This window comes from Streptomyces albospinus, from assembly GCF_014648695.1.
GTDB lineage: Bacteria > Actinomycetota > Actinomycetes > Streptomycetales > Streptomycetaceae > Streptomyces > Streptomyces albospinus.
Genome location: NZ_BMRP01000014.1, coordinates 20249 through 42843 on the forward strand (window position 1 = coordinate 20249; position 22595 = coordinate 42843).

20 protein-coding genes are annotated in these 22595 nt (G+C 71.2%); 13 read left to right on the forward strand and 7 right to left on the reverse strand.

Translation table 11 applies throughout. The features are described 5' to 3' along the window. Nucleotides 1–63 precede the first annotated feature (63 nt). Nucleotides 64–2316, forward strand: a complete 2253-nt coding sequence (locus tag IEZ17_RS20065) for a family 2 encapsulin nanocompartment cargo protein terpene cyclase (RefSeq protein WP_268249834.1) — start codon at nucleotides 64–66, stop codon at nucleotides 2314–2316. Between the two features lie 20 nt (nucleotides 2317–2336). On the opposite strand, the gene IEZ17_RS20070 is transcribed toward IEZ17_RS20065, so the two are convergent. Continuing rightward, entirely contained in the window at nucleotides 2337–2750 is a 414-nt protein-coding gene (locus IEZ17_RS20070) for a hypothetical protein (protein WP_189302047.1), read from the reverse strand. A gap of 524 nt (nucleotides 2751–3274) precedes the next feature. On the opposite strand from IEZ17_RS20070, the gene IEZ17_RS20075 reads away from it, so the two are divergent. The 4 genes from IEZ17_RS20075 to IEZ17_RS20090 all read left to right on the forward strand — a co-directional run bounded on the left by IEZ17_RS20075 (nucleotide 3275) and on the right by IEZ17_RS20090 (nucleotide 5628). Beyond that, entirely contained in the window at nucleotides 3275–3535 is a 261-nt protein-coding gene (locus IEZ17_RS20075) for a hypothetical protein (RefSeq protein ID WP_189302049.1), read from the forward strand. Next, entirely contained in the window at nucleotides 3507–4034 is a 528-nt protein-coding gene (locus tag IEZ17_RS20080) for a DUF6879 family protein (protein WP_189302051.1), read from the forward strand. Before IEZ17_RS20075 ends, IEZ17_RS20080 begins: the two co-directional genes overlap by 29 nt. Before the next feature lie 24 nt (nucleotides 4035–4058). After that, nucleotides 4059–4913: a helix-turn-helix domain-containing protein gene (locus IEZ17_RS20085; protein WP_189302053.1), complete on the forward strand. Its 855-nt coding sequence runs from the start codon at nucleotides 4059–4061 to the stop codon at nucleotides 4911–4913. Nucleotides 4914–4989: 76 nt separating this feature from the next. Next, complete coding sequence (locus tag IEZ17_RS20090) at nucleotides 4990–5628, forward strand: DUF5753 domain-containing protein (protein WP_229852428.1); 639 nt, start codon at nucleotides 4990–4992, stop codon at nucleotides 5626–5628. Nucleotides 5629–5705: 77 nt separating this feature from the next. Here the strand turns inward: IEZ17_RS20090 and IEZ17_RS20095 are convergent, their stop codons facing one another. Further along, nucleotides 5706–5894: a DUF397 domain-containing protein gene (locus IEZ17_RS20095; protein WP_229852430.1), complete on the reverse strand. Its 189-nt coding sequence runs from the start codon at nucleotides 5892–5894 to the stop codon at nucleotides 5706–5708. An 11-nt stretch (nucleotides 5895–5905) separates the two neighbouring features. Continuing rightward, nucleotides 5906–6784 carry a helix-turn-helix domain-containing protein gene (locus IEZ17_RS20100; protein WP_189302059.1) on the reverse strand — a complete coding sequence of 293 codons (879 nt, stop codon included), beginning with the start codon at nucleotides 6782–6784 and terminating at the stop codon, nucleotides 5906–5908. A gap of 208 nt (nucleotides 6785–6992) precedes the next feature. Between IEZ17_RS20100 and IEZ17_RS20105 the strand changes: the two genes are divergently transcribed. From IEZ17_RS20105 to IEZ17_RS20135, 7 genes are all read left to right on the forward strand, one after another. Then, nucleotides 6993–7460, forward strand: coding sequence for an ATP-binding protein (locus IEZ17_RS20105; protein ID WP_229852431.1), 468 nt, complete (start codon nucleotides 6993–6995; stop codon nucleotides 7458–7460). Next, nucleotides 7457–7750, forward strand: coding sequence for a hypothetical protein (locus tag IEZ17_RS20110; RefSeq protein WP_189302063.1), 294 nt, complete (start codon nucleotides 7457–7459; stop codon nucleotides 7748–7750). Before IEZ17_RS20105 ends, IEZ17_RS20110 begins: the two co-directional genes overlap by 4 nt. After that, on the forward strand, nucleotides 7747–8127 hold the full coding sequence (locus IEZ17_RS20115; RefSeq protein WP_189302065.1) for a hypothetical protein: 381 nt from the start codon (nucleotides 7747–7749) through the stop codon (nucleotides 8125–8127). Before IEZ17_RS20110 ends, IEZ17_RS20115 begins: the two co-directional genes overlap by 4 nt. Before the next feature lie 152 nt (nucleotides 8128–8279). After that, a complete protein-coding gene (locus IEZ17_RS20120) occupies nucleotides 8280–9917 on the forward strand; it encodes a helix-turn-helix domain-containing protein (RefSeq protein ID WP_229852433.1) in 1638 nt (545 codons plus the stop codon). Nucleotides 9918–10060: 143 nt separating this feature from the next. Further along, complete coding sequence (locus tag IEZ17_RS20125) at nucleotides 10061–12625, forward strand: SpoIIE family protein phosphatase (RefSeq protein ID WP_189302067.1); 2565 nt, start codon at nucleotides 10061–10063, stop codon at nucleotides 12623–12625. A gap of 311 nt (nucleotides 12626–12936) precedes the next feature. Continuing rightward, complete coding sequence (locus IEZ17_RS20130) at nucleotides 12937–14409, forward strand: amino acid permease (RefSeq protein ID WP_189302069.1); 1473 nt, start codon at nucleotides 12937–12939, stop codon at nucleotides 14407–14409. 819 nt (nucleotides 14410–15228) lie between these two features. Then, the gene (locus IEZ17_RS20135) at nucleotides 15229–16941 is read left to right on the forward strand and encodes an ABC transporter ATP-binding protein (RefSeq protein ID WP_229852455.1); all 1713 of its coding nucleotides are present in this window, start codon (nucleotides 15229–15231) and stop codon (nucleotides 16939–16941) included. A gap of 37 nt (nucleotides 16942–16978) precedes the next feature. Here IEZ17_RS20135 and IEZ17_RS20140 read toward each other — a convergent pair whose 3' ends face one another. The 4 genes from IEZ17_RS20140 to IEZ17_RS20155 form a co-directional block, all read right to left on the reverse strand. Then, nucleotides 16979–19681: a SpoIIE family protein phosphatase gene (locus tag IEZ17_RS20140; protein ID WP_189302072.1), complete on the reverse strand. Its 2703-nt coding sequence runs from the start codon at nucleotides 19679–19681 to the stop codon at nucleotides 16979–16981. A gap of 100 nt (nucleotides 19682–19781) precedes the next feature. Beyond that, complete coding sequence (locus IEZ17_RS20145; RefSeq protein WP_189302074.1) at nucleotides 19782–20204, reverse strand: PIN domain nuclease; 423 nt, start codon at nucleotides 20202–20204, stop codon at nucleotides 19782–19784. Next, entirely contained in the window at nucleotides 20201–20416 is a 216-nt protein-coding gene (locus tag IEZ17_RS20150) for a type II toxin-antitoxin system VapB family antitoxin (protein WP_189302076.1), read from the reverse strand. The genes IEZ17_RS20145 and IEZ17_RS20150 overlap by 4 nt, the downstream gene beginning before the upstream one ends. Nucleotides 20417–20607: 191 nt before the next feature. Continuing rightward, on the reverse strand, nucleotides 20608–21060 hold the full coding sequence (locus tag IEZ17_RS20155; RefSeq protein WP_189302078.1) for a DoxX family membrane protein: 453 nt from the start codon (nucleotides 21058–21060) through the stop codon (nucleotides 20608–20610). Nucleotides 21061–21277: 217 nt separating this feature from the next. Between IEZ17_RS20155 and IEZ17_RS20160 the strand changes: the two genes are divergently transcribed. Beyond that, nucleotides 21278–22507 carry an amidohydrolase family protein gene (locus IEZ17_RS20160; protein ID WP_189302079.1) on the forward strand — a complete coding sequence of 410 codons (1230 nt, stop codon included), beginning with the start codon at nucleotides 21278–21280 and terminating at the stop codon, nucleotides 22505–22507. Nucleotides 22508–22595: the final 88 nt, after the last annotated feature.

Consider the following 22595-nt stretch of genomic DNA (forward strand, 5'->3'; position numbering starts at 1 on the left):
CGCCCTCCTTCCGTACGTCCCGTCCGTACGGAGGGGCATCGGTATCGGGAGAGGCCACCAACGGTGACGCAGTCACAGTCGCAGCCCGCAGCGCAGCCCTTTGAACTGCCGCGGTTCTACATGCCGCACCCGGCCCGGCTGAACCCCCACCTGGAGGCGGCGCGGGCGCACTCCAGGCGATGGGCCCGGCAGATGGAGATGCTGGAGGGCTCCGGGATCTGGGAGCAGCGGGACCTCGACTCCCATGACTACGCGCTGCTGTGCGCCTATACCCACCCGGACTGCTCCGAGGAAGCGCTCTCCCTCGTCACCGACTGGTACGTCTGGGTCTTCTTCTTCGACGACCACTTCCTGGAGAAGTTCAAGCGGACGCTGGACCGGGAGGGCGGCAAGGCGTATCTCGACCGGCTGCCGCTCTTCATGCCGATGGACCCGGCCACGCCGGTGCCCGAACCGACCAACCCGGTCGAGGCGGGGCTCGCGGACCTGTGGGCGCGCACCGTGCCGGGCATGTCGCCGGAGTGGCGGGCCCGGTTCGCCGAGAGCACCGAGCATCTGCTGAACGAATCGCTCTGGGAACTCTCCAACATCAACATCAACCGGATCCCCAACCCCGTCGAATACATCGAGATGCGGCGGAAGGTGGGCGGCGCGCCCTGGTCGGCGGGGCTGGTCGAGTACGCGACCGGCGCCGAGATCCCGGCCGCCGTCGCGGACGCGCGGGCGCTGCGGGTGCTCAAGGACACCTTCTCCGACGCGGTGCACCTCCGTAACGACCTGTTCTCCTACCAGCGGGAGACGGAGGAGGAGGGGGAGCTGAGCAACGGCGTCCTCGTACTGGAGACGTTCCTGGACTGCACCACGCAGGAGGCCGCGGACTCCGTCAACGAACTGATCACCTCCCGTCTCCAGCAGTTCGAGAACACCGTCTTCGCCGAACTGCCCGCGCTCTTCGCGGACAAGGGCCTGGACGCGGCGTCCTGCGCCGCGGTGCTGGCGTACGCCAAGGGGCTCCAGGACTGGCAGTCCGGCGGGCACGAGTGGCACCTGCGGTCCAGCCGCTACATGAACGGGGGCGGGGCGGGGGCGGCCGACCCCTCGGCGCCGTGGTCGCCCTTCGCCCTCGGTGGTCTGGGCACCTCCGCCGCCGACCTGAAGGCCGCCCTGAAGACGGCCGCCGCCCAGCGGGTGCGCAGCCACACCCACACCCCCCACCGGAAGGTCGGGCCGTCCCAACTCCCCGACTTCCACATGCCCTTCACCGCCACCCACAGCACGCACCTGGAGGCGTCCCGGCGCAACGTCGTCGCCTGGGCGCACGCCATGGGGCTGCTGCAACCGCAGCCCGGCGTGCCGCACTCCGACATCTGGGACGAGGACGCGCTGGTCCGCTTCGACTTCGCGCTGTGCGCGGCCGGCCTGCACCCGGACGCCACCCTGGAGCAGCTCGACATCGGCACCCAGTGGCTGACCTGGGGCACGTACGCGGACGACTACTACCCGGCGGTCTTCGGCCGGACCCGGGACGTCGCCGGCGCGCTGGCCACCACCAAGCGCCTGTCCACCTTCATGCCCGTCGAAGCGTCCGATCCGACCCCCGAACCCGCCAACGCCCTCGAACGCGGCCTGGCCGACCTCTGGGCCCGTACGGCGGGGCCGATGACCCCCGACGCGCGCGCCACCTTCAAGGCGACCATCGACTCGATGACCACGAGCTGGCTCTGGGAGCTCGACAACAAGGTGCTGCACCGCATCCCGGACCCGGTCGACTACATCGAGATGCGCCGGGCCACGTTCGGCTCCGACCTCACCATGAGCCTGAGCCGCCTCGGCCACGGCCGGACCGTTCCGCCGGAGATCTACCGCACCGGCCCGATGCGCTCCCTGGAGAACGCCGCCGCCGACTACGCCTGCCTGCTCAACGACGTGTTCTCGTACCAGAAGGAGATCGAGTACGAGGGCGAGGTGCACAACGGCATCCTCGTCGTCCAGAACTTCTTCGACGTCGACTACCCCACCGCGCTGGCCATCGTCCACGACCTGATGACCTCCCGCATGCGCGAGTTCCAGCACGTAGCCGCCAACCAACTCCCCATCCTCTACGACGACTTCAACCTCTCCGCGGAGGCCCGCGCCACCCTCGACGGCTACGTCGGGGAACTGGAGAACTGGCTCGCCGGCATCCTCACCTGGCACCAGGAGTGCCGCCGCTACCGAGCGGAGTACCTGCGGCACCGGCCCGGCTCCCCGGGCTGGACCGGCGCGCCCACGGGGCTGGGGACGTCGGCGGCGCGGATCGCGGTGGGGGCGGGGTAGCGCGGCTGAGTTTGAATTGCTTACTGCCGCTGGGGGCATACGTACGCGGGCCGGATGCGGTGCGGGCTGCACGCGACGACGCTGATGGAGAGGAAGCGGTTGCCGGTCACCCACCAACCGCCTACGCGGTCCTCACCTGCGCCGAGGGCCCGAACGGTCTCCTGGCGGGCGGCGGGTGGGGCGTAGGTACCGGTGAAGAGCGCGGCGTGGTGTGCAATCTGCTCCGCGTACCAGTCGGCCCCGTCCGTCGGCTCGTGGAACGTCGCGGCGATCCGCCCGGCCGGCTTGAGCAGCCAGTCGGCGCACTCCAGCGGCATGACCTGCGCCGAGCGGAACTCGGGGTGGGTGGGGCGGCGTTGGGCGTCCCCGGGTTTGACGAGGACGTCACCGTGGCCGAGCCAGAGGTAGGCGTGGTGGTGGGGGGTGGTGGTCATGGTTCTCCGGGTGGGTGGGCGGCCCCGGGCCTGCCGGGCTCCAGGGCCGGGTGGTGCGTTGCCTGCCGGATCAGCCGCGTCCGCAGCCGTCGCCGTCGCCGCAGCCTCCGCTGGGGTTGGCGTCGCCGCCGTCGTCCTCGTCGCCGCCGTACTTGACCGGGTCGGGTCGGTATCGCATGGTGAACTCCTTGGTGCTGGGCCGGCGCACGGACTGTCCGTACGCCGTCGTGCACTTGCGAGGGCCCTTCGTGGGCCCGCCCGCTCCGGCCGTGTCCTGCCAGGGAATGGCGGCCGGGGCGGGAGTTATGAGAGCCCGTCCCGAGTGCTGGAGTGCGCGTTCTGCGGGGCGAGTGGGGCTGCTTCCGCGTGACCGTAGGGGTGTGGCGTGGGCCACATCCAGCCGTGTGCAGCTTTGTGCACGAGGGTGGGTTGTTGCTTGCCGTGGCTACGTGGGAAGCGCAACGCTGTCTCTCGTGTCCGGAGGCTCCGTGCACATCTCTGCACCGCCTGAGAGGGAGGCCGGTATGGCGTTACGGTTCATCGGGATCGACCCGAACAGCGGAGACGACGAAAGTCCTACCGTGTGGGTGGACCAGGAGAAGCAGGAAATCGTCTTCCAGGGGTGGAAGCCGAATGCCGAACTTGAGGCTGAATGCGCGGCATTGACCCTTCCCGGTCACGCAAAGGGCATCCCGGAGCACGAGGCAGTCGTCCGCATCCCGGCGCGGATGGCTCACATGATCAGGGAGGCGTGCGATGTCGTCGAGCGTCCCGACGTTCGCTGAGATGATCTCCAAGTGCACCCGCTCGGCCGTGCACTTGGAGATGCGCGACGCATACGCCGTCGACTACGAAAAGGGGCCGTTCGCTGACTGGAAGCGCGGCTTCCGTCATGATCTCGCGGACCAAGCCTCGTGGTGGCGGCCTTGGCTCGACCTGATGCAGGAGACGGCGTCCCGCGGTGTCGTCGTGCGGCGGGCACGAATCGTCTCCGAACCGGTCAGCCAGTACACCCAGTTCCTGTACGACGGCACGTTCACCAACGTCGTCGCGGGCGAGCAGGTGCGGTGGCTTCCGCGTCGTCGGGCGTCGGACATCGCTCTACCAGGGAACGACTTCTGGCTGTTCGACGAGCGCGTGGTCCGCTGGAACCACTTCGCGGGTGACGGCACCGCCGGTGACAAGGAAGTCACCGAGGAACCCGCCGCGGCAAAACTGTGCGCCGACGCCTTCGAGGCCGTATGGTCACGGGCCGTCCCGCACGACCAGTACGAGATTCGCTGACAGAAGGTATCGACCGGTCGTCCCATGCCCATATCTCCGTCCTCGTCAGCGCAGACTGCCCGCAAAGCTGTCGCGCGGCGGCTGCGTGAGCTTCGGAAAGGGGCCGGGCTGACGGTCGTCGAACTGGCGGGGCAGTGCGGGTGGCACCACGCGAAGACTTCGCGTATCGAGAACGCCCGCACTGCCCCATCCGCCAAGGACATCAGGCTGTGGTGCCGGGCCTGCCGGGCCGACAACGAGGCGGAGGGGCTGGCCGCCCAGTCCCTCAACGCCGAGTCGATGTACACCGAGTGGCGCCATCAACTGCGCGACGGGCTGCGGCAGCTTCAGAATCGCTCGGTGCCGTTGTTCCGTGAGACTCGGCTCTTCCGCGTGTACTCGGCAACTTTGGTGCCGGGACTGCTCCAGACCGAGGGCTACGCGGCGGCCCTGCTGAGCACCATCGCCGATTTCCGCGGGCTCCCGGTGAACGACGGTGCCGAGGCGGCGGCGGACCGTGTGCAGCGCTCCCGTGTCATCCACGAGTCGGGGCGCCGCGTCGTGCTCCTTGTCGAAGAGTCAGTGCTGTACCACCAGGTGGGCGACACCGAAGCAATGGCAGCCCAGTTGGGGTACTTGCTGACCGCCGGGGCACTCCCCGCAGTGTCGCTGGGTGTGATTCCCAAGACGGTTCGGGAGCGAAAGCACTGGCCGATCGAGACATTTCACGTGTACGACGACCGCCTCGTGTCCATCGAACTGGCCTCCGCACGGGTGAGGATCACCCAGCCTGACGAGATCGCGCTCTATCTCAAGGCATTCGAGCGCCTGCGGGAGATGGCCGTGTATGGCGCCGCGGCGCGGGCACTCATCGTGCGGTCCATCGAGGCGCTGGGCTGACCCTCGTCCAAGTGGAGATTAGTCCAGCGTAGGTGGGCATGGATGGCTCGTCTGATCAGGGAGGTTTGCAATGCCGTTGGACAATCCCGCACTCGGTGACGGGAACGCCGCTCCGGAGCGCACGGAGTGGCGCCAGCAGATGCAGGACGGGCTGAAGCCCCTACAGGAGAGCATTGTTGATCTCTTTGGCAGGACGAGTCTCTTCCGGATCTACTCGTCCACGCTCGTTCCCGGATTACTCCAGACCGAGGGCTACGCCGCCGCGGTGCTGGGCGCGATCCCCGAAGTCCGGGAGTTGGCACTCAAGGACGTGGCCGAGGCGGCAGCGGCTCGGGTCAAGCGGTCCGGTGTCATCCACGAACCAGGACACCGCTTCGAGCTGCTTGTCGAAGAGGCCGTCCTCCGGTACCAGATCGCCGACCCCGAAGTGATGGCCGATCAGCTGGACCATCTGCTGGCCTCCGGGTCTCTACCGGGTGTGTCGTTCGGTGTCATCCCCATGGCGACGCCTCGGCGGACGCAATGGCCACAGGAGACGTTCCACGTCTATGACGAAGAGTCGGTGTCGGTGGAAGCCGTTTCGGCGGAGATGAGCATCACCCAGCCCCACGAAATCGGCCTCTATCTGAAGGTGTTCGATCGGCTGAGGGAGATGGCCGTGTACGGGGAGGAGGTGCGAGCGCTCGTCGGTAAGGCGATCGAGGCGCTGGGCTGAGTGGTGTGCGCGGGAAGAGCCCCCGACCGCGCCTCGGGGCGTTCGGGAGGCTCTTTGCTGTTGCCGTTGGCTTGGGCTCAGGCGGACGTCTCTGCGTCGCCTATCAGCGCCTTCACGAACGAAATCCATGCGGAGGGGCCGAAGGAGAGGTGAGGGCGGGCCGGGCTCTTGCTGTCGCGTAGGGCGCGGCCACCGTCAGTGGTGTGCGCGACCTCTACGCAGTCGCCCGACTGGGCCGAGTAGGACGACTTGCGAAACGGGCTCACGGTCTCAGCCTTCACGGTCCCTCTTCCCTGTGCTGCGTGCCGACTTCGAGCAGCCGGCGGATGTACTCGGCGCTCCTGTCCGGTGACAGGGCCGCCGAGCGAAGCTGGTCGAACACCTTGACGTAGTGTGCGAGATCCTCCGGAGCTTCCACAACGTTGGTGTTCGCCGGGTTCTCCAGAGTTACCGCTTCCACGTTCGCTTCCACCCCGAATGAGAAGGCTACGAAGGGGGCCGACATGCCGGCAGTCAGGTTCGCTGCCAGAGGGAGGAGCTGGACGGTGACATTCCGGCGTTCTCCTACGTCGAGCAGATGGGCCAACTGGCCGCTCCAGACACCTGGTTCGCAGTTCAGTGCGGTGAGGGCAGGTTCCCAGATGATCGCGGTGAAGTGTGCGCCGCCCTCGCCGATCCGGCGTTGCCGCTCCTGCCGGAGCTTCACCAGCTCAACAGCTCTTTTCGGCGCGATAAGTCTGGGCCCTATGGTGATGACGGCTTCCGTGTAGTCGGGGGTCTGGAGCAGGCCGGGTACCAGCACCGGCCCCCAGGAGCGGATGCACGTCGCCTCGCTTTCGAGGGCGATGTGATCGGCGTAACCAGGCTGCACCGCCTCCTGATAGTCGATCCACCAGCCTCGTTCATTGCTCCTCCGGGCCCACTCCAACAGCCTGGACCGCTCGTCCGCATCCTCCACTCCGTAGCGATCCAACAGCGTCCGGACCTCCAAGGCGGATGCGGAGGTCTGCCCGCTCTCCAGGCGGCTGATCTTGGAGACGGACTTCATGATGGCGTCGGCGCCGTCGGTCTGATCCAAGCCGGCGGCCTCGCGATGACGCTTCAGAGCGTTGCCGAGCCTGCGGCTGCGGACAGTCGGCTTTCCACCTGCGGGCATGACCCCTCCTTTCAACGGCCGCCTCAGTCTGCCGCGTTGAGGTGATGCCGAGCCACTCTGGTCGGTCACGCAGCGCAATCGCAAGTTTGCGATAGGGGCACTTGCGATGGATCGCGGACCCCCCTACGGTGAGCTGCATCACATAATGCGCACGCTGTGGTGCGCTGTGTGATTTTGACGCTCCGTCATGCGCACCAAGGGGATAGCCATGTCCGCACGCGCCCGGCCCGTAGCAACCCGACTCGCCCCCGCCGTCCCACCTGCCGTCGCCTACCGCGTACCGAGCGAGCCCCGCAGCTCCGGATGGGCTCGCGGGGAGTTGCGCCGGCAGCTCCGCCGGTGGCGGGTGCCGGGCGAAGTCGCCTGGGCCGCCGAGCTGTTGGCGTCCGAGCTGGTCGCCAACGCGGTGCGGGCGCAGGCGGCGGGCGGCGGGTGGGTCGGAATCCGGTTTGCGCTGTCGGGCGGGGTCGGGCGGCTGCGGCTGGAGGTGCGGGATGCCAGTGGTGAGCAACCCGTGGTGAACGACGACGTGGAGGAGGACGCGGAATGTGGGCGTGGGTTGGTGCTCGTGGACGCCTTGGCAAGGTGCTGGGGCGTGGAAGCGGACGGCACCGGAAAGGTCGTGTGGGCGGAGTTGGCGGTGCCGGGGGCGGCGTGCGGTATCGCGCGGAGGTGACGGTGCGGTGTCCGGACGGGGTGTCGATCGAGCTGGGCGGGCTGGCGTCGTCCTCGCCTCGGCGGGCTGTGGGATGGGTGCGGCGGCGGGCGGTGCACATGGCGCAGCAGTTAGGGGCGCCGTACGAGGGCGGGGTACGCGCCTGGCTGGACGGTGCGGGGGAGTTCGGCGGCGCGGTGCATGCGCTGGCCGGCGGAAGTTCCCTGTCGCTGACGGTCGTTGATGCGGAGGGGTGCGCGTATGCGCTGGTGGCGCGGCCGGTCTCCGCGTCTCTGGAGATGGCGGCGTGACGCGGGGACCGGGGACACCGGGGATCTGGTGTGAGCGGGTGGTGTACGGGTCGCTGGACGCGGACGTCGTCGTCTCATGGGTGACGCTCGCCGTGGACAGCCCGGCGCAGGCGGCGCGGGCGAGCGGTGCGGATGCGCGGAGGATGGCCGGTGGGCTGTCCGGGCGGGCGCGGCGGCGGGTGCTGTCCGGGGTGGACGGCGGCGGGCGCGTAGGGGCTGTTGCCGCGTTGCACCGGGGGGAGCCGTGTGGGCTGGCGTTGGAATGCGGTGGGGTGTGGGCGGAGTGGTCGGCGCGGCCGGTGGTCTTTCTGTCGGTGGAGGGGCGTGCGGGGGCGCGTTGCCCGGTGCTCGCAGGGGAGGCGGTCGGATTCGTGTGAGGGCGGCGGTCCGCCGCCGGACCGCACGGCTAGCATCGGTCGTGGGGTCGATCCGGCACTGTCCGAATGGGCGAGGCAACGAGCGAGCAAGACACCGAGCAAGGCGACGAACGCGCAAGGCAACCCGTAAGACAACGAGCAAGGCACCGACCATGGATGCAGATTCCGCGGCTGCGGGCACTCCGAACGGTGAGGGGATCAGTCTGCGCCAGCTGCTGATGGCGCTGGGGGAGCCGCTGGTGACGTTGCAGGCGGCGCCGGTGGGGCTGGATGTGGTGATCCGGAGTGTGGCGCTGCTGGATCCGGAGGATCCGGCGGTGGCGCGGGCCGGGGAGCTGGTGCTGGCCATCGGGGCGCGCGGGCGGGCGGCGTTTCCGGCGCTGCGGGCCGGGGGCCGGGACGGGGCCGCGGCGGTGGCGGTGAAGCTGGACACGCCGGAGCAGGCGGCGGCGCTGCGGGAGACCGCCGTCGAGGCGGGGGTGGCGCTGCTGTCCGTACGGGGCGATGCGCGCTGGGACCAGGTGGACGCGCTGGCGCGGGCGGCGCTGGAGGATGTGGCGTCGGGGCGCAACGGGGAGGGCGGGGAAGAGGGGGACCTGTTCGCGCTGGCGCAGACGACGGCGGTGCTGACCGGGGGGATCGTCAGCATCGAGGACGTGGCGAACCGGGTGCTGGCCTACTCCCGGTCGGCCGATTCCGAGGAGGTCGACGATCTGCGGCGGCTGTCCATTCTGGGGTGGCAGGGGCCGGAGCCGTATCTCGCGCGGCTGCGGAAGTGGGGCGTGTTCCAGCGGCTGCGGGCTTCCGACGACGTGATCCAGATCGAGAGCCATCCCGAGCTGGGCATCCGGCGGCGGCTGGCGGTGGCCATCCGGGCCGGCGAGCGGCAGCTGGGGACGATCTGGGTGCAGGAGGGGTCGGCGCCGCTGAGCGAGCGGGCGGAGCAGGCGCTGACCGGGGCGGCGCGGGTGGCGGCGCTGCACCTGGTGCGGCGCCGGCGGGAGCTGTCCGCGGATGTGACGCTGACCCGGACGCTGTCGGCGGGGCTGCTGGACGGGAGCACGGGGCCGCAGCCGCTGGCGGCGCAGGTGGGGCTGGACGTGGCGCGGCCGGCCGTGGTGCTGGGGTTCTCGTACGGGGCTGCCGGGGCGCCCGAGTCGGAGCTGACCCGGGCCGAGGTCGGCAACCTGATCTCGGTGCACACCGCGGCGCGGCACCGCAGCGCCCTGGTCACCCAGGCCGAAGGGCGGATCTATGTGCTGCTGCCGCAGCTGCCGCGGAGCATCGACGTCGGGACGCTGCGCGGGTGGGGGCAGGAGATCGCCGATGCGGCGCGGCGCCATCTGGGGCTGGAGCTGCGCGGGTCGGTGGGCCGCGTCGTACCGGGGCTGGGCGAGGTGCCGGAGTCGCGGCGGGAGGCGGACCGGATCCTGGACGCGATGGTGAGCGCGGGGGTCGGCACCACCGTCGCGGCGCTGCCGGACATCCAGGCCGAGGTGCTGGTGAGCGAGGTGCTGGGGCTGGTCTCCGCGCATCCGGACCTGCGGGATCCGCGGTTGAGCGCGCTGCTGGCGCACGACCGGCGGCACCAGGGGCGGTTGGCGGAATCGGTCCTGGCGTATCTGAACGCGTTCGGGGACGTGCGGGCGGCGGCCGAGCATCTGCATGTGCACCCGAACACGCTGCGGTACCGCATCCGGCGGGCGGAGGCGCTGACCGGAATCGATCTGAGCCGGCCGGATCAGCGGCTGCTGGCGATGCTCCAGCTGCGGCTGCCGGGGGAGGGGTGAACGGTGTCGTTCAGCGGTGCCGGGTGACCGCCCGTACGCCCTGCTCCGCGCCCGTACGCCCCGGCTCGAAGGCGCCGATTCTCCTAGAATGAGCATGGTGTTTGCGCCACTGGGGCAACGGTCTGCAACGGGCTGGCGATGAGATGACCTCGGAGACGGACCGGCCGGAGCGGCCGGGCGACGGGGCGGGCGACGGTGCGGGCCGGGCGGCCTGCGACATAGCCGCGGCGGCCACCGCCGAACTGGACGGCCGGGGGACGGTGGTCTCCTGGACGCGGGCGGCGGAGCGGCTGCTGGGGTATCCCGCGGGCGAGGTGCTGGGGCGCGGCGCGGTGGAGCTGCTGGCCGTACGGGGCGATGCGGAGCGGGCGGCGGCGGTGGCCCGGTGGTGCCGGGCGGGGGACGGCTGGAGCGGGTCGGTGGCGGTGCGTCACCGGGACGGCCGCGCGGTGCAGCTGGCGGTGCAGGTGTCCCGGGTGGTCGGCAGCGCGGATGACGGCGACGAGAAGGGACAGCGCGCAGCGGTTCGTGCCCGGGCGGTGGCGGGCGGCGAGCGGTGGTCGGTGCTGGCGCTGGAGGAGCGGCGGGTGCCCGGGGGCGCGGTGAGCCAGCTGATGCTGGAGCCGTTCCTGGCGCAGGCGCCGGTCGGGATGGCCGTCCTGGACACCGAGCTGCGCTACGTCTGGGTCAACGACGTACTGGAGCGGCTGATACCGCTGGAGCGGCGGCTGGGGCGGACGGTCGGGGAGGTGCTGCCGGCGGAGGAGGCGGCGGCGTTCGACGAGCGGATGACGCGGGTGCTGGCGACCGGGGTGCCGGTGATGGACTACGAGTTCCGCAGCCCCACCTACGCGGATCCGACGCAGGAGCGCGCGTATTCCGTGTCGTTCTTCCGGCTGGCCGGCCCGCACAGCCGCAAGGTCGGGATCTGGTACATGGTCATCGACGTCACCGAGCGCTGGCGGGCCCAGGAGCGGCTGGCGCTGCTGAACGACGCCAGCGCCCGGATCGGCAGCACGCTGGACGTGACGCGGACCGCGCAGGAGCTGGCCGATACGGCGGTGCCGGCGCTGGCCGACTTCGCCGCCGTCGATCTGCTGGACTCGGTGCTCCGCGGCGAGGAGCCGGTGCCGGGGCCGGTCGACAGCACGCCGACGATGCGGCGGTCGGGGCAGCGGTCGGTCCGCGAGGGGTGCCCGGAGGCGGGGCCGGCGGTGGGGGAGGCGGTGCAGCGGGCGCCCTCGTCGGCGGTGGCGCGCTGTCTGCTGTCGGGGGAGTCGGTGGTGGAGCCGCAGCTGGCCGCGGGCAGCTCCTGGGTGACCGAGGACCCGCAACGGGCCGATGTCGTAAGGGAGTTCGGGTTCCGGTCGATGATGGTGGCGCCGGTGCGGGCCCGGGGCATCACGCTGGGCGCGGCGACCTTCGTACGGTCCCGGCGGCTGGGGCCGTTCGCGGCGGACGACGTCCGGCTCGCCGAGGAGCTGGTGGCGCGGGCCGCCGTGTGCATCGACAACGCCCGGCGGTTCACCCGGGAGCGCACCGCGGCCCGGATGATGCAGCGCAATCTGCTGCCGCACGCGCTGGCCGGCGGCTCCGCGCTGGACGTGGCGTCGTGGTACTACCCGGCGGACGCGCCGACCGGGGTGGGCGGCGACTGGTTCGACGTCATCCCGCTGTCGGGGGCGCGGGTCGCGCTGGTCGTCGGGGACGTGGTCGGGCACGGTATCGACGCCGCGGCCACGATGGGACGGCTGCGGACCGCCGTGCGGACGCTGGCCAACCTGGACCTGCCGCCCGATGAACTGCTGGCCCGGCTGGACGACTTGGTCATCGGACTCATGGAGACCCGGCGCGACGGAGGTCCGGCGGCCGTCGGGGGCGAACCCACCCCGGCCACCCCCATGGGGTTCATGGGCGCCACCTGCCTCTACGCCGTCTACGACCCGGTCAGCAGGCTCTGCACGATGGCCCGCGCCGGCCATCTGCCGCCCGCGGTCGTCGCGCCCGACGGCACCGTCGCGTTTCCGGACCTGCCCGCCGGACCGCCGCTCGGGCTGGGCGCGATGCCCTTCGAACCGGCCGAACTGGAGCTGGCCGAGGGCAGTTTGCTGGCGCTCTACACCAACGGCCTGGTGGAGACCGGCGATCGGGACATCGGGCTCGGGATGTCCCGGCTGAGCCGGGCCCTCGCGGTGCCCGGGACGACGCTGGAGGAGATCGGCGAGAACGCCGTGGCGGCACTGCTGACCGGGCCGCCGCCCGACGACGCCGCGCTGCTGCTGGCCCGTACGCACGCCCTCGGCACGGGCCAGGTCGCCTCGTGGGATCTGCCCACCGACCCCGCGGTGGTCGCCCGGGCCCGCGCGCTGGCCGGGCGGCAGCTGTCGGCGTGGCGGATGGAGCCGCTGCTGTTCACCACCGAGCTGGTGGTGAGCGAGCTGGTGACCAACGCCATCCGGCACGGCAGCGGGCCGATCACGCTGCGGCTGATCCGCCAGGACGCGGCCCTGATATGCGAGGTGTTCGACACCGGGAGCACCGCGCCGCATCTGCGGCACGCCCGGACCACGGACGAGGGCGGGCGCGGGCTGCTGATCGTCGCGCAGCTGACCCGGCGCTGGGGGACGCGGTACACGGCGAACGGGAAGATCATCTGGGCGGAGCAGGGGCACCGGGACGCCCCGGCGGACGCGGCCGTCGTGGCGTGAGGGCGCTTCGGGCGGCGCCGCCCGCCCGCGGTCCGGAGCCGCGCATTGGCCGGATGGACAGCCCTGGCGGCTGAGTTTGTCGGCCTGCACAAATACCTCGCCGCGCGGCGCCACATACGCTTGCGCAAATCCATTCCGGACGTGATGCGGCTCTCACCTCCCAAAAGGAGGCGGAGCACAAGCGCGGGACACGTGGCCACCGCACCGCGCGGAGCCAACGCCTGGACCTCGCCGGCATCGGAAGACCGTGGCCCCGAATGCCGCTGTTCTCGCGCCTGGCATGCCCCTCAGACGACTTCATGGATGTCGAGATGACCTCACCTCGCCCTGCCCCTGTGGCGTCCCCGCCCACCGACGGCACGCACGGCGGCCCGGCCGCACCGGACACCGGTGCGTCCCCGGGCCTCAAGTCCGGCCTCAAGAACCGCCACCTGTCCATGATCGCCGTCGGCGGGGTGATCGGCGCGGGCCTCTTCGTGGGCTCCGCGTCGGGTATCGCCGCTGCCGGCCCCGGCATCCTGCTGTCGTACGCCCTGGTGGGCATGCTGGTCGTCTTCGTGATGCGGATGCTCGGGGAGATGGCCGCGGCCAACCCGACCTCCGGGTCCTTCTCCGCGTACGCGGACCGGGCGCTGGGCCGCTGGGCCGGCTTCTCGATCGGCTGGCTGTACTGGTTCTTCTGGGTCGTGGTGCTCGCCGTCGAGGCGACCGCCGGCGCCGCGATCCTCACCAGCTGGGTCCCGGCCGTCCCCCAGTGGGCCTGGGCGCTGATCGTGATGGTCGTGCTGACCGTGTCGAACCTGGCCTCGGTCGCCTCGTTCGGTGAGTTCGAGTTCTGGTTCGCGGGCATCAAGGTCGTCGCCATCTGCGGCTTCATCGTGCTGGGCGCGCTGGCGCTCGCCGGTGTGCTGCCCGGCTCGGGCCACGCCTCGACCGGCTTCGGCAACCTCACCTCGCACGGCGGCTTCCTGCCGCACGGGCCGAGCGCGATCCTCACCGGCGTCCTGATGGTCGTCTTCTCGTTCATGGGCAGCGAGATCGTCACCCTCGCCGCGGGCGAGTCCGAGGACCCGCGGCGGGCGGTCACCAAGGCCACCAAGAGCGTGATCTGGCGGGTCGCCGTCTTCTACCTCGGCTCGATCCTGGTCGTGGTCTCCGTCCTGCCGTGGAACGACCCGTCGATCGCCAAGAAGGGCTCGTACGTCGCGGCCCTGGACGCGATGGGCATCCCGCACGCCGGCCAGTTCATGAACGTCATCGTGCTGACCGCGGTGCTCTCCTGCCTCAACTCCGGCCTCTACACGGCCTCCCGGATGGCGTTCTCGCTCGGGCAGCGGGGCGACGCCCCCCGGGCCTTCGCCGGGACGAACTCGCGCGGTGTCCCGCAGACGGCCATCCTGGCCTCGGTGGCCTTCGGCTTCCTCGCGGTGGGCTTCAACTACCTGTGGCCGACCACCGTCTTCCAGTTCCTGCTGAACTCGTCGGGCGCGGTCGCGCTCTTCGTCTGGCTCGTCATCTGCTTCTCGCAGCTGCGGATGCGCGGCATCATCCTGCGCGAGAACCCGGAGAAGCTGGTCGTGCGGATGTGGCTGTTCCCGTATCTGACCTGGGCGACGATCGCGATGATCTCGTTCGTGCTGGCGTACATGCTCACCGACGGCAGCGCCGGCGGCGGACGCATCCAGGTGCTGCTGTCGCTGCTGCTCGCGGTGATCGTGGTCGGGATCTCGCTCGTACGGGACCGGCTGGGCGCCCGCTCGGACCGGGACGCCGTCGCCGGCTGACCGGCCCCCATCCCGTCCCGGTGGAGCCCGCCGCACCACCGGGACGGGCGGCCTGTGGGGGTGTCCACGCCCTGTGAACAGCCGTCCACGGCAAGTGAATTGCCCCAACCTTCGCTTTTGCCTGAATTTTCACATATGGCCCTTGTTGGGACTATTTGGGCGACGTAGCCTCGGAGATGTCGCGGCCGGAGAGATCCGAATCGCGGACCGGAAACGATGCGGATGGCCGCGGCGAAGCTCCGATCACAGGAGGCGGAGATGAGTTTCCGGGTACTGAACCATGGCGGCGGCTGCGGAGGCGGCTGGGGCTGGGGACGCGGCTGGGGCTGGGGACGCGGCGGACGCGGTTACGGAGGATTCTACTTCGGCGGTCGCGGACGCGGTGGCTACGGCTTCGGCGGACGCGGATTCGGCGGACGCGGCGGCTTCGGCGGCCGTGGCGGCCGTGGCGGCCGGTAATGATCGCACCCCAGAGTTAGAGGCAGGCCCGCGTCTCGGCGCGGGTCCGTCTCATGGCCTGGGGACCGTACCGTCCGTAGTTCCCCGATGACGGATCCGCAGTGACGCGGTGACGTGGCGGCCATGCATCTGCGCAGCGCACGCCGCAGTCCAGGGCCGAGGGCGGCCCCCGAACCGCCGCCGACGACCCAGGGACCCGTGCATCCCGCACCGGAGGCCGTCGCGCCGGCACCGGAGGCCGTCCCGTCCGCGTCGCAGGCAACCGGCCTGTCGACCGACGCCCCGATCCTCACCCGCCACGTCGGCGCCGCCGAGGCGTTCCGCCGCTTCTGGCCGCTGACGCAGGGCGACCGCAGGTGGATGCTGCTGGTCGGCGTGTTCTCCGTCGTCGCCGCGCTCGCGGAGACGGTGGCGATCCTGCTCTTCGCCCGGCTCACCGACGGCGCCCTCCAGACGGGTTCGGTCAGCGCCTTCTGGACCCCGGCGGGCCAGTGGCTCACGGTGGCCGTCGCCGGCGCCGCGGTGGGCTATCTGGGCAACTCCCTCGCCGCCTGGACCGCGGAGCGCTTCCTGCTGCGCCTGCGGGCCCGCGTCTTCGCCCATCTCCAGACGCTGCCGCCGCACTTCTTCCAGCGCAACCGCCGCGGCGACCTCGTCGAGCGGCTGACCGGCGACGTCGACGCCATCGAGCACCTCGTGGTCTCCGGCCTGGTGGGGGCGTGCACGGCCGTGTTCAGCACCCTCTTCTACGGAGCCGCGGCGCTCTGGCTGCGGTGGGAGCTGGCGCTCGCCACCTTCGTCGCGGCCCCGATCTTCTTCGCCGCCACCCGCCGCTTCACCAACCGGCTGCGCACGGTCTCCCGCCGGGTGCGGGCGGCGGACGGCGCGGTCACCGCCGTCGTGGAGGAGGCGCTCGGCAACGTCGTGCTCACCCAGGCGTACAACCGGCAGCGCGACGAGGAGGAGCGCCTGGCCCGCGAAGCGCGCCGCTTCCTGCGCGCCAGCGTCACCAGCGCCCGGCTCAACGGGCTCTACACCGAGATCACCGAGGTCCTGGAGACGATCTGCGTGCTGGCCGTCATCGGCATGGGCGCCTGGGAGATCTCCCAGAGCCGGATGACCCTCGGCCAGCTGCTCGCCTTCGCGGCGTTCATCGGCTACCTCTACCCGCCCATCCGCTCCCTGGGCACCCTCGGCCTGACCGCCACCGCCGCGACCGCCGCCGCCGACCGGCTGCTGGAGATCCTCGACGCCGCCCCCTCCGTCACCGACCCGCCGCGCTGGGCCACCACCCGCCTCGCGCACCGCGCACGGGGCGCGCTACAGGCCGACCGGGTCAGCTTCAGCTACCCCAACTCCCGCCACCGGGCCCTCAGTGCGTTCTCCTTCGCGACCAGCCCCGGCGAATTCCTGGTCATCACCGGCCCCAGCGGCGCCGGCAAGTCCACCCTGGCGGCCCTCCTGCTGCGCTTCTACGACCCGGACGCCGGCACCATCCGCCTCGACGGCATCCCCGTGAACCGCCTCCCGCTCGACCAGCTCCGCAGCAACATCACGCTGCTGCCGCAGCAGACCCTGGTCCTGCACGACACCGTGGAGTACAACATCGCCTGTGGCCGCGACGACCCCGCCCCCACCCACGACGATGTCGTCCGCGCGGCCCGGGCTGCGGACGCCGACGACTTCATCGCGGCCCTCCCCGACGGCTACGGCACCGTCATCGCCCCCGCCACCGCCGGCCTCTCCGGTGGCCAGTTGCAGCGCATCGCCATCGCCCGCGCCATGCTCCGCGACGCCCCTGTGCTGATCCTCGACGAGCCCACCACCGGCCTCGACACCCTCGCCGCGGAGCGCATCCTGGCCCCGCTGCGCCGCCTGGCCGAGGGCCGCACCACCCTCGTCATCACCCATGACCTGGACCTCGCCACCGACGCCGACCGGGTGCTGGTCCTCCACCACGGCCGCCTCGTCGAATCCGGCACCCACGCCCAGCTCCTCGCCCGCAGCGGCCTGTACGCGACGCTGTTCGCGGCCCACCCGCAGGCGCCGGACGGGGCGGTGCACTACCGCTGACCGCACCCCGGACGCCCGTGCCCGGGACGGCCCGGCGTCACCACACGCTCTGCTCCAGCGACAGTTCGGCCCAGATGATCTTCCCCTCCGGGGTGTAGCGGGTGCCCCAGTTCTGGGTGAGCTGGGAGACGAGGAAGAGGCCGCGACCGCCCTCGTCCTCGTCGGCGGCGTAGCGCAGGTGCGGGGAGGTGCTGCTGGTGTCGGAGACCTCGCAGATCAGCGTGCGGTCGTAGAGCAGGCGCACATGGATCGGGCCGGTGGCGTAGCGGATGGCGTTGGTGATCAGCTCGCTGAGGACGAGCTCGGTGGTGAAGGCCGCCTCCTCCAGGCCCCACACCTCCAGCTGGCCGGTGATGGCGGCCCGGGCGTCCGCGACCGCCGCCGGGTCGGAGGGGACGTCCCAGTGCGCGATGCGGTCGGGCCGCAGGACGCGGGTGCGCGCGACGAGCAGGGCGATGTCGTCGCGCTGGCGGTCCGGGAGCAGGGCGGTGAGCACCGCGTCACAGGTCTCGTCGGGCGTCCGGCCGGGCTGCGCCAGGGCGGCGGCGAGGGTGGCGAGCCCGCCGCTGATGTCCCGGTTGCGGCCCTCGACGAGGCCGTCGGTGTACAGGGCGAGGCTGCTGCCCTCGGGCAGTTCCAGGTCCACCGCCTCGAAGGGCAGGCCGCCGAGGCCCAGCGGCGGTCCGGCGGGCAGGTCGGGGAACTCCACGGTGCCGTCGGGGCGGACCAGCGCCGGCAGCAGGTGGCCCGCGCGGGACATGCTGCACACCCCGCTGGACGGGTCGTAGATCGCATACAGGCAGGTGGCGCCGGTGACCACGGCCTCCTCGTTGCCGGGGGCCGCTTCCTGGTCGATGCGGTTGACCAACTCGTCCAGGTGGCTGAGGAGCTCGTGGGGCGGCAGGTCCAGGGTGGAGAAGTTCTGCACCGCGGTCCGCAGCCGGCCCATCGTGGCGGCGGCGTGCAGCCCGTGGCCGACCACGTCCCCGATGACCAGGGCGACCCGGGCGCCGGGCAGCGGGATGACGTCGAACCAGTCGCCGCCCACCCCGGTCTGCGCGGGCAGGTAGCGGTGGGCCAGGTCGAGGGCGTTCTGTTCGGGCAGGCCGCGCGGCAGCAGGCTGTGCTGAAGGGTGACGGCCATGGCGTGCTCGCGGGTGTAGCGGCGGGCGTTGTCGATGCACACGGCGGCCCGCGCCGCCATCTCCTCGGCCAGCGACAGGTCGCCCTCCTCGAAGCGCGGGGTCTCCCGGGTGCGCCAGAAATTGGCGATCCCCAGGAGGACGCCGCGCGCCTGGAGCGGGACGGTGATCAGGGACCGGCATCCGTGGTTCATCACCTGCCGCAGCCGCCCGGAATCCTGGGTGAGCCACTCCTCGGCGGCCTCCAGGTCGGAGACGAGCACGGGCTGCCCGGTGACGAAACCGGCGGCCATCGGCGTGATCGCCGGGTACCGGTGCAGCTCGCCGGCCCGGTAGAGGGGACTGTCGTCGCGGATCCCGGCGACCGCCACACGGCGCAGCTCCGGCGCCTCTAGGTACGCCCCCGAGGGCGGCTCCTCGCCGCTGAGGACGGGCTCCGCGAGGTCGACCGTGGCGTAGTCGGCGAACCAGGTCAGCGCGACCTGGGTCAGCTCCTCGGCGGTGCGCCGCACGTCCAGGGTGGTGCCGATGGCCACGCTGGCCTCGTACAGCAGCCGCAGCCGGCTCTGCGCGGACTCCGCCTTGCCGGCCAGGGCGAGGAGCTCGGTGGAGTCCCGCAGTGTGGCCACGCTGCCGGGCGGGCCGCCCCGGCGGTCGGTGGGCCGGTTGTTCACCGCCAGTAGCCGCTCTCCTACCTGGAGCACCTCGTCGGTCGCCGTACGCCCGGAGACCAGCAGCTCGGTCGTCCGGGGGGCGAGCCCGAGATCGGTGACCCGGCGGCCCTCCACGTCCGCGGCCAGCCCGAGGAGGCGCCGCGCCTCGTCGTTCGCCAGCACCACCCGCCCGCCGGCGTCGACGATCAGCACCCCCTCGCGTACGGCGTGCAGCACCGCGTCGTGGTGCTCGTACATGCGGGTCATCTCCACCGGCCCGAGCCCGTGCGTCTGGCGCCGCAGCCGGCGGCTCGCCAGCCCGGTGCCGGTGGTGGCCAGGGCCAGGGCGGCGGCCCCCGCGGTGAGGACGACCGGCAGCTGCCGGTCGATCGCGCTGCTGACCCGGCTGACCTTCATGCCCGACGACACCATGCCCACGACCGCGCCCTTGGCGTCCATGACCGGGACCACCACCTGCACCTCGTGGCCGAGCGGGCCGTACACGCTCTCGGTGGTGATGCGGCCCTTCAGCGACGGCCCGATGGTGCCGACGAAGCGCCTCCCGATCTCCTCCGGCTTGGGGTGCGTGTAGCGGATGCCCTGCCGGTTCATGACGACGATGAAGTCGACCCCGCCCTGCTTGCGCGCGGCCTCGGTCAGCGGCTGGAGCACCGCCGAGGGATCAGGCCCGCGCATGACGCTCACCAGCCCCGGGCTGTGCGCGAAGGCCTCCGCCGCGGCGAGCGAGCGGTCCATCGCCCCCTGGAACCGGTCGGTGCGGGACTGCACCAGCAGCGTGACCACCGCCGCCACGACGAGCAGCACCACGATGAGGATCTGGAGCACGAACATCTGCCCGGCGACGCTGCGCGAGCCCGCCACCGACCGCAGCCGCCGCCCTGCCGGCGACGGCGACCACGGAAAGCGGCCGGATTTTCGGGCCATGCCCCATATGTACCCCGTGCACTATCTGTCCGATGCGCACCACGCCGGGATATCGCATGACTGTACGACGGACTCGGGCCCTCCGGCGGCACGGCAGGGGTCACTTTCCGGTGTCGGGTCCGTACCACTGGAGAGCTTGCCCCGTAACCGCTGCGATGCATGCGAAGTCGCGGTCGCGGTGCAGGAGGGTGAGGTCCCGGAGTTCGGCGGTGGCGGCCACGACCAGGTCGACGGGTCCGGCGCTGCGATGCCGACCCCGTTTCGTCAGTGCTTCCTGAACCTCCCAGGCCCGGCTGTATGCCCGATCGTCGACAGGTACCCACCCGAAGACGAGGTGCAGGTCGGCGATGCCCCGGGCGCGGTCCTCGGCGGAGCGGGCGCGGTGGAAGAACTCCAGCTCGGTGATCGGGCAGATCGCGATGAGTCCGGCCGCCGCGGCCCGGTCCCATCCGTGCCGTTCGGCATCGGCGCGCAGAAACCGGGCCAGGGCGCTGGTGTCGATGAGGTACTGAGCCGCGCTCACCGGCGGTGGTTCCCCTTGTCGTCGAAGAGGTCCAGGTCGAAGGCCCCCTCGGCGGCTGCGCCGCGGAGGCGGGCCAGGGCCAGTGCCCGTCTCCGGTTCTTGAGCACCTCGCGCAGGGCGGTGTTGACGGTTTCCTTCTTGGTGCTCGTGCCGAGCGCCTGGGCGACTTCGGCGAGCAGTTCGTCGTCTAGGTCGATGACGGTTCGACTCATCGCGCTCCTCCTGTATATCAGGCGTGATTTCAGGTATATCTCCCCTGATATACGGCGGCATCCGAGCCGACCGGCACGACCGTGAGGGATCGGGAGCGCCCCGACCCTGAGCCGCCGACGGACCCTGGCGCCGGAAGGGCGGCGCCGGGAAGCCGCAGACCGCTCCGCAGCCGCCCGGGGCGCCGTTGCCGCTACCGGAGGAACAGTCCCAGTGCGGCGTCCAGCGACCAGCACTGCCAGCTCATGGCGAACAGCGCCGTGGCGGAGATCAGGGCCATCATCAGGTTCTGCCCCTGCTCGGCCCAGTCGTGGATCATCAGCACGAGGTAGACCGCGTTGAGGACGAGGCCGGCCACCAGGGCCACGGGTGTCAGCAATCCGGAGATCAGGCCGAGTCCCAGGGCCAGTTCGGCGTAGGCGACCACGTACGCCATCAGCCGGGGGCGGGGCTTCACGATGCGGTCGAAGCCCGTGCGGACCACCGGCCAGCGGTGCTTGGCCGCGATGCCCGCCGCCCATGTGATGCCGCCGCCGGCGAACCAGCTCTTCTTGTCCTTGTGGCGCCAGCTCTCCAGCCACCACAGCCCGAGGCCGATGCGGAGTATCGCGAACCACTCGGCGCCGGTGAGCCAGATCGTGTGCATGCGGGCCGTTCCTCTCGGAGCTCCGGGGGGCGGGTGTGACGGACGACCGAACTGATGGGTCGTCAGTTCAGCGGAGGCCGGGCGATCCCGCAAGGGGTCGAGTTGCCGGGCTTCCCTTGTGGTTGTGCGGGTGAGCCCATAGCCTCCGCAGCAGCGGATCTGATGGTTCGTCAGATACGTCGGTGCGATTCACCGGCACGGGAGTTGGGGGTACAGCGTGACCAGCGGAAAGAGCGGCATCGGAGAGCTTCCGAAGATCATCAGCGTGGACGACCACGTGATCGAGCCGGCGCATCTCTTCGAGACCTGGCTTCCGGGGAAGTACCGCGACCGGGGCCCGAAGCCCTTCACCGCCGGCATCGGCGAGCTGGAGTACGTGGGCGGAAAGTACCGGTTCACCACGGATCCGGACGGCCAGACCACGGACTGGTGGGAGTACGAAGGGCTCCTGTTCCCGTACAAGCGCATCATCGCGGCCGTCGGCTTCTCCCGCGACGAGATGACCCTCGACGGCATCACCCGGGACCAGATGCGGCGCGGCTGCTGGGACCCCAAGGCCCGGCTGGCGGACATGGACGTCAACCACGTCGAGGCGTCGCTCTGCTTCCCGACCTTCCCGCGCTTCTGCGGTCAGACCTTCGCCGAGGCCGGGGACAAGGAGGTCGGGCTGGCCTGCGTCCGGGCGTACAACGACTGGATGGTGGAGGAGTGGTGCGGGGACAGCGGCGGCCGGCTGATCCCGCTGTGCCTGATCCCGCTGTGGGACGTCGACCTCGCGGTGGCCGAGATCGGGCGCAACGCCGCCCGCGGCGTCCGGGCGGTCACGTTCAGCGAGATCCCGACCTACCTCGGCCTGCCGTCCATCCACTCCGGCTACTGGGACCCGTTCTTCGCGGCCTGCGAGGAGACCGGGACGGTCGTGAACATGCACATCGGCTCGTCGTCGCAGATGCCGGCCGCGTCACCGGACGCCCCGCCCGCCGTCCAGGCGTCGCTCTCCTTCAACAACGCGATGGCCTCGATGATGGACTTCCTCTTCAGCGGGGTGCTGGTGCGGTTCCCGCGGCTGAAGCTCGCCTACAGCGAGGGGCAGATGGGCTGGATCCCGTACGCCCTGGAGCGGGCCGACGACGTCTGGGAGGAGCACCGGGCGTGGGGCGGGGTGAAGGACCTGATCCCAGAGCCGCCGTCGACGTACTACTACCGCCAGATCTTCTGCTGCTTCTTCCGCGACAAGCACGGCGTCGAGGCGATCGAGAGGGTGGGGGTCGACAACGCGACCTTCGAGACCGACTACCCGCACGTCGACTCCACCTGGCCGCACACGAAGGACGTGGCGGCCGATCACGTGGGCCACCTCCCGGAGGACGTGGCCTACAAGCTCCTCCGCGGCAACGCGATTCGGATGCTGGACCTGCCGTTCGACCGTGATCGGGCGGCCGTCTGACCCTCGCCCGCGCCGACTGCCCGCAGCGGAGGAGATCGCCGCGGCCGGGGTGATCAGGATCGATGGGGCGGGCGCGGAGGGTGCGGAC

What these genes read in the sequence shown, in the direction of transcription:
- IEZ17_RS20070 (WP_189302047.1), bottom strand. Translation starts at nt 2,750, where the DNA reads ATGACCACCACCCCCCACCACCACGCCTACCTCTGGCTCGGCCACGGT.
- IEZ17_RS20075 (WP_189302049.1), top strand. Translation starts at nt 3,275, where the DNA reads ATGGCGTTACGGTTCATCGGGATCGACCCGAACAGCGGAGACGACGAA.
- IEZ17_RS20080 (WP_189302051.1), top strand. Translation starts at nt 3,507, where the DNA reads ATGTCGTCGAGCGTCCCGACGTTCGCTGAGATGATCTCCAAGTGCACC.
- IEZ17_RS20085 (WP_189302053.1), top strand. Translation starts at nt 4,059, where the DNA reads ATGCCCATATCTCCGTCCTCGTCAGCGCAGACTGCCCGCAAAGCTGTC.
- IEZ17_RS20100 (WP_189302059.1), bottom strand. Translation starts at nt 6,784, where the DNA reads ATGCCCGCAGGTGGAAAGCCGACTGTCCGCAGCCGCAGGCTCGGCAAC.
- IEZ17_RS20105 (WP_229852431.1), top strand. Translation starts at nt 6,993, where the DNA reads ATGTCCGCACGCGCCCGGCCCGTAGCAACCCGACTCGCCCCCGCCGTC.
- IEZ17_RS20120 (WP_229852433.1), top strand. Translation starts at nt 8,280, where the DNA reads ATGGATGCAGATTCCGCGGCTGCGGGCACTCCGAACGGTGAGGGGATC.
- IEZ17_RS20125 (WP_189302067.1), top strand. Translation starts at nt 10,061, where the DNA reads ATGACCTCGGAGACGGACCGGCCGGAGCGGCCGGGCGACGGGGCGGGC.
- IEZ17_RS20130 (WP_189302069.1), top strand. Translation starts at nt 12,937, where the DNA reads ATGACCTCACCTCGCCCTGCCCCTGTGGCGTCCCCGCCCACCGACGGC.
- IEZ17_RS20135 (WP_229852455.1), top strand. Translation starts at nt 15,229, where the DNA reads ATGCTGCTGGTCGGCGTGTTCTCCGTCGTCGCCGCGCTCGCGGAGACG.
- IEZ17_RS20140 (WP_189302072.1), bottom strand. Translation starts at nt 19,681, where the DNA reads ATGGCCCGAAAATCCGGCCGCTTTCCGTGGTCGCCGTCGCCGGCAGGG.
- IEZ17_RS20150 (WP_189302076.1), bottom strand. Translation starts at nt 20,416, where the DNA reads ATGAGTCGAACCGTCATCGACCTAGACGACGAACTGCTCGCCGAAGTC.
- IEZ17_RS20155 (WP_189302078.1), bottom strand. Translation starts at nt 21,060, where the DNA reads ATGCACACGATCTGGCTCACCGGCGCCGAGTGGTTCGCGATACTCCGC.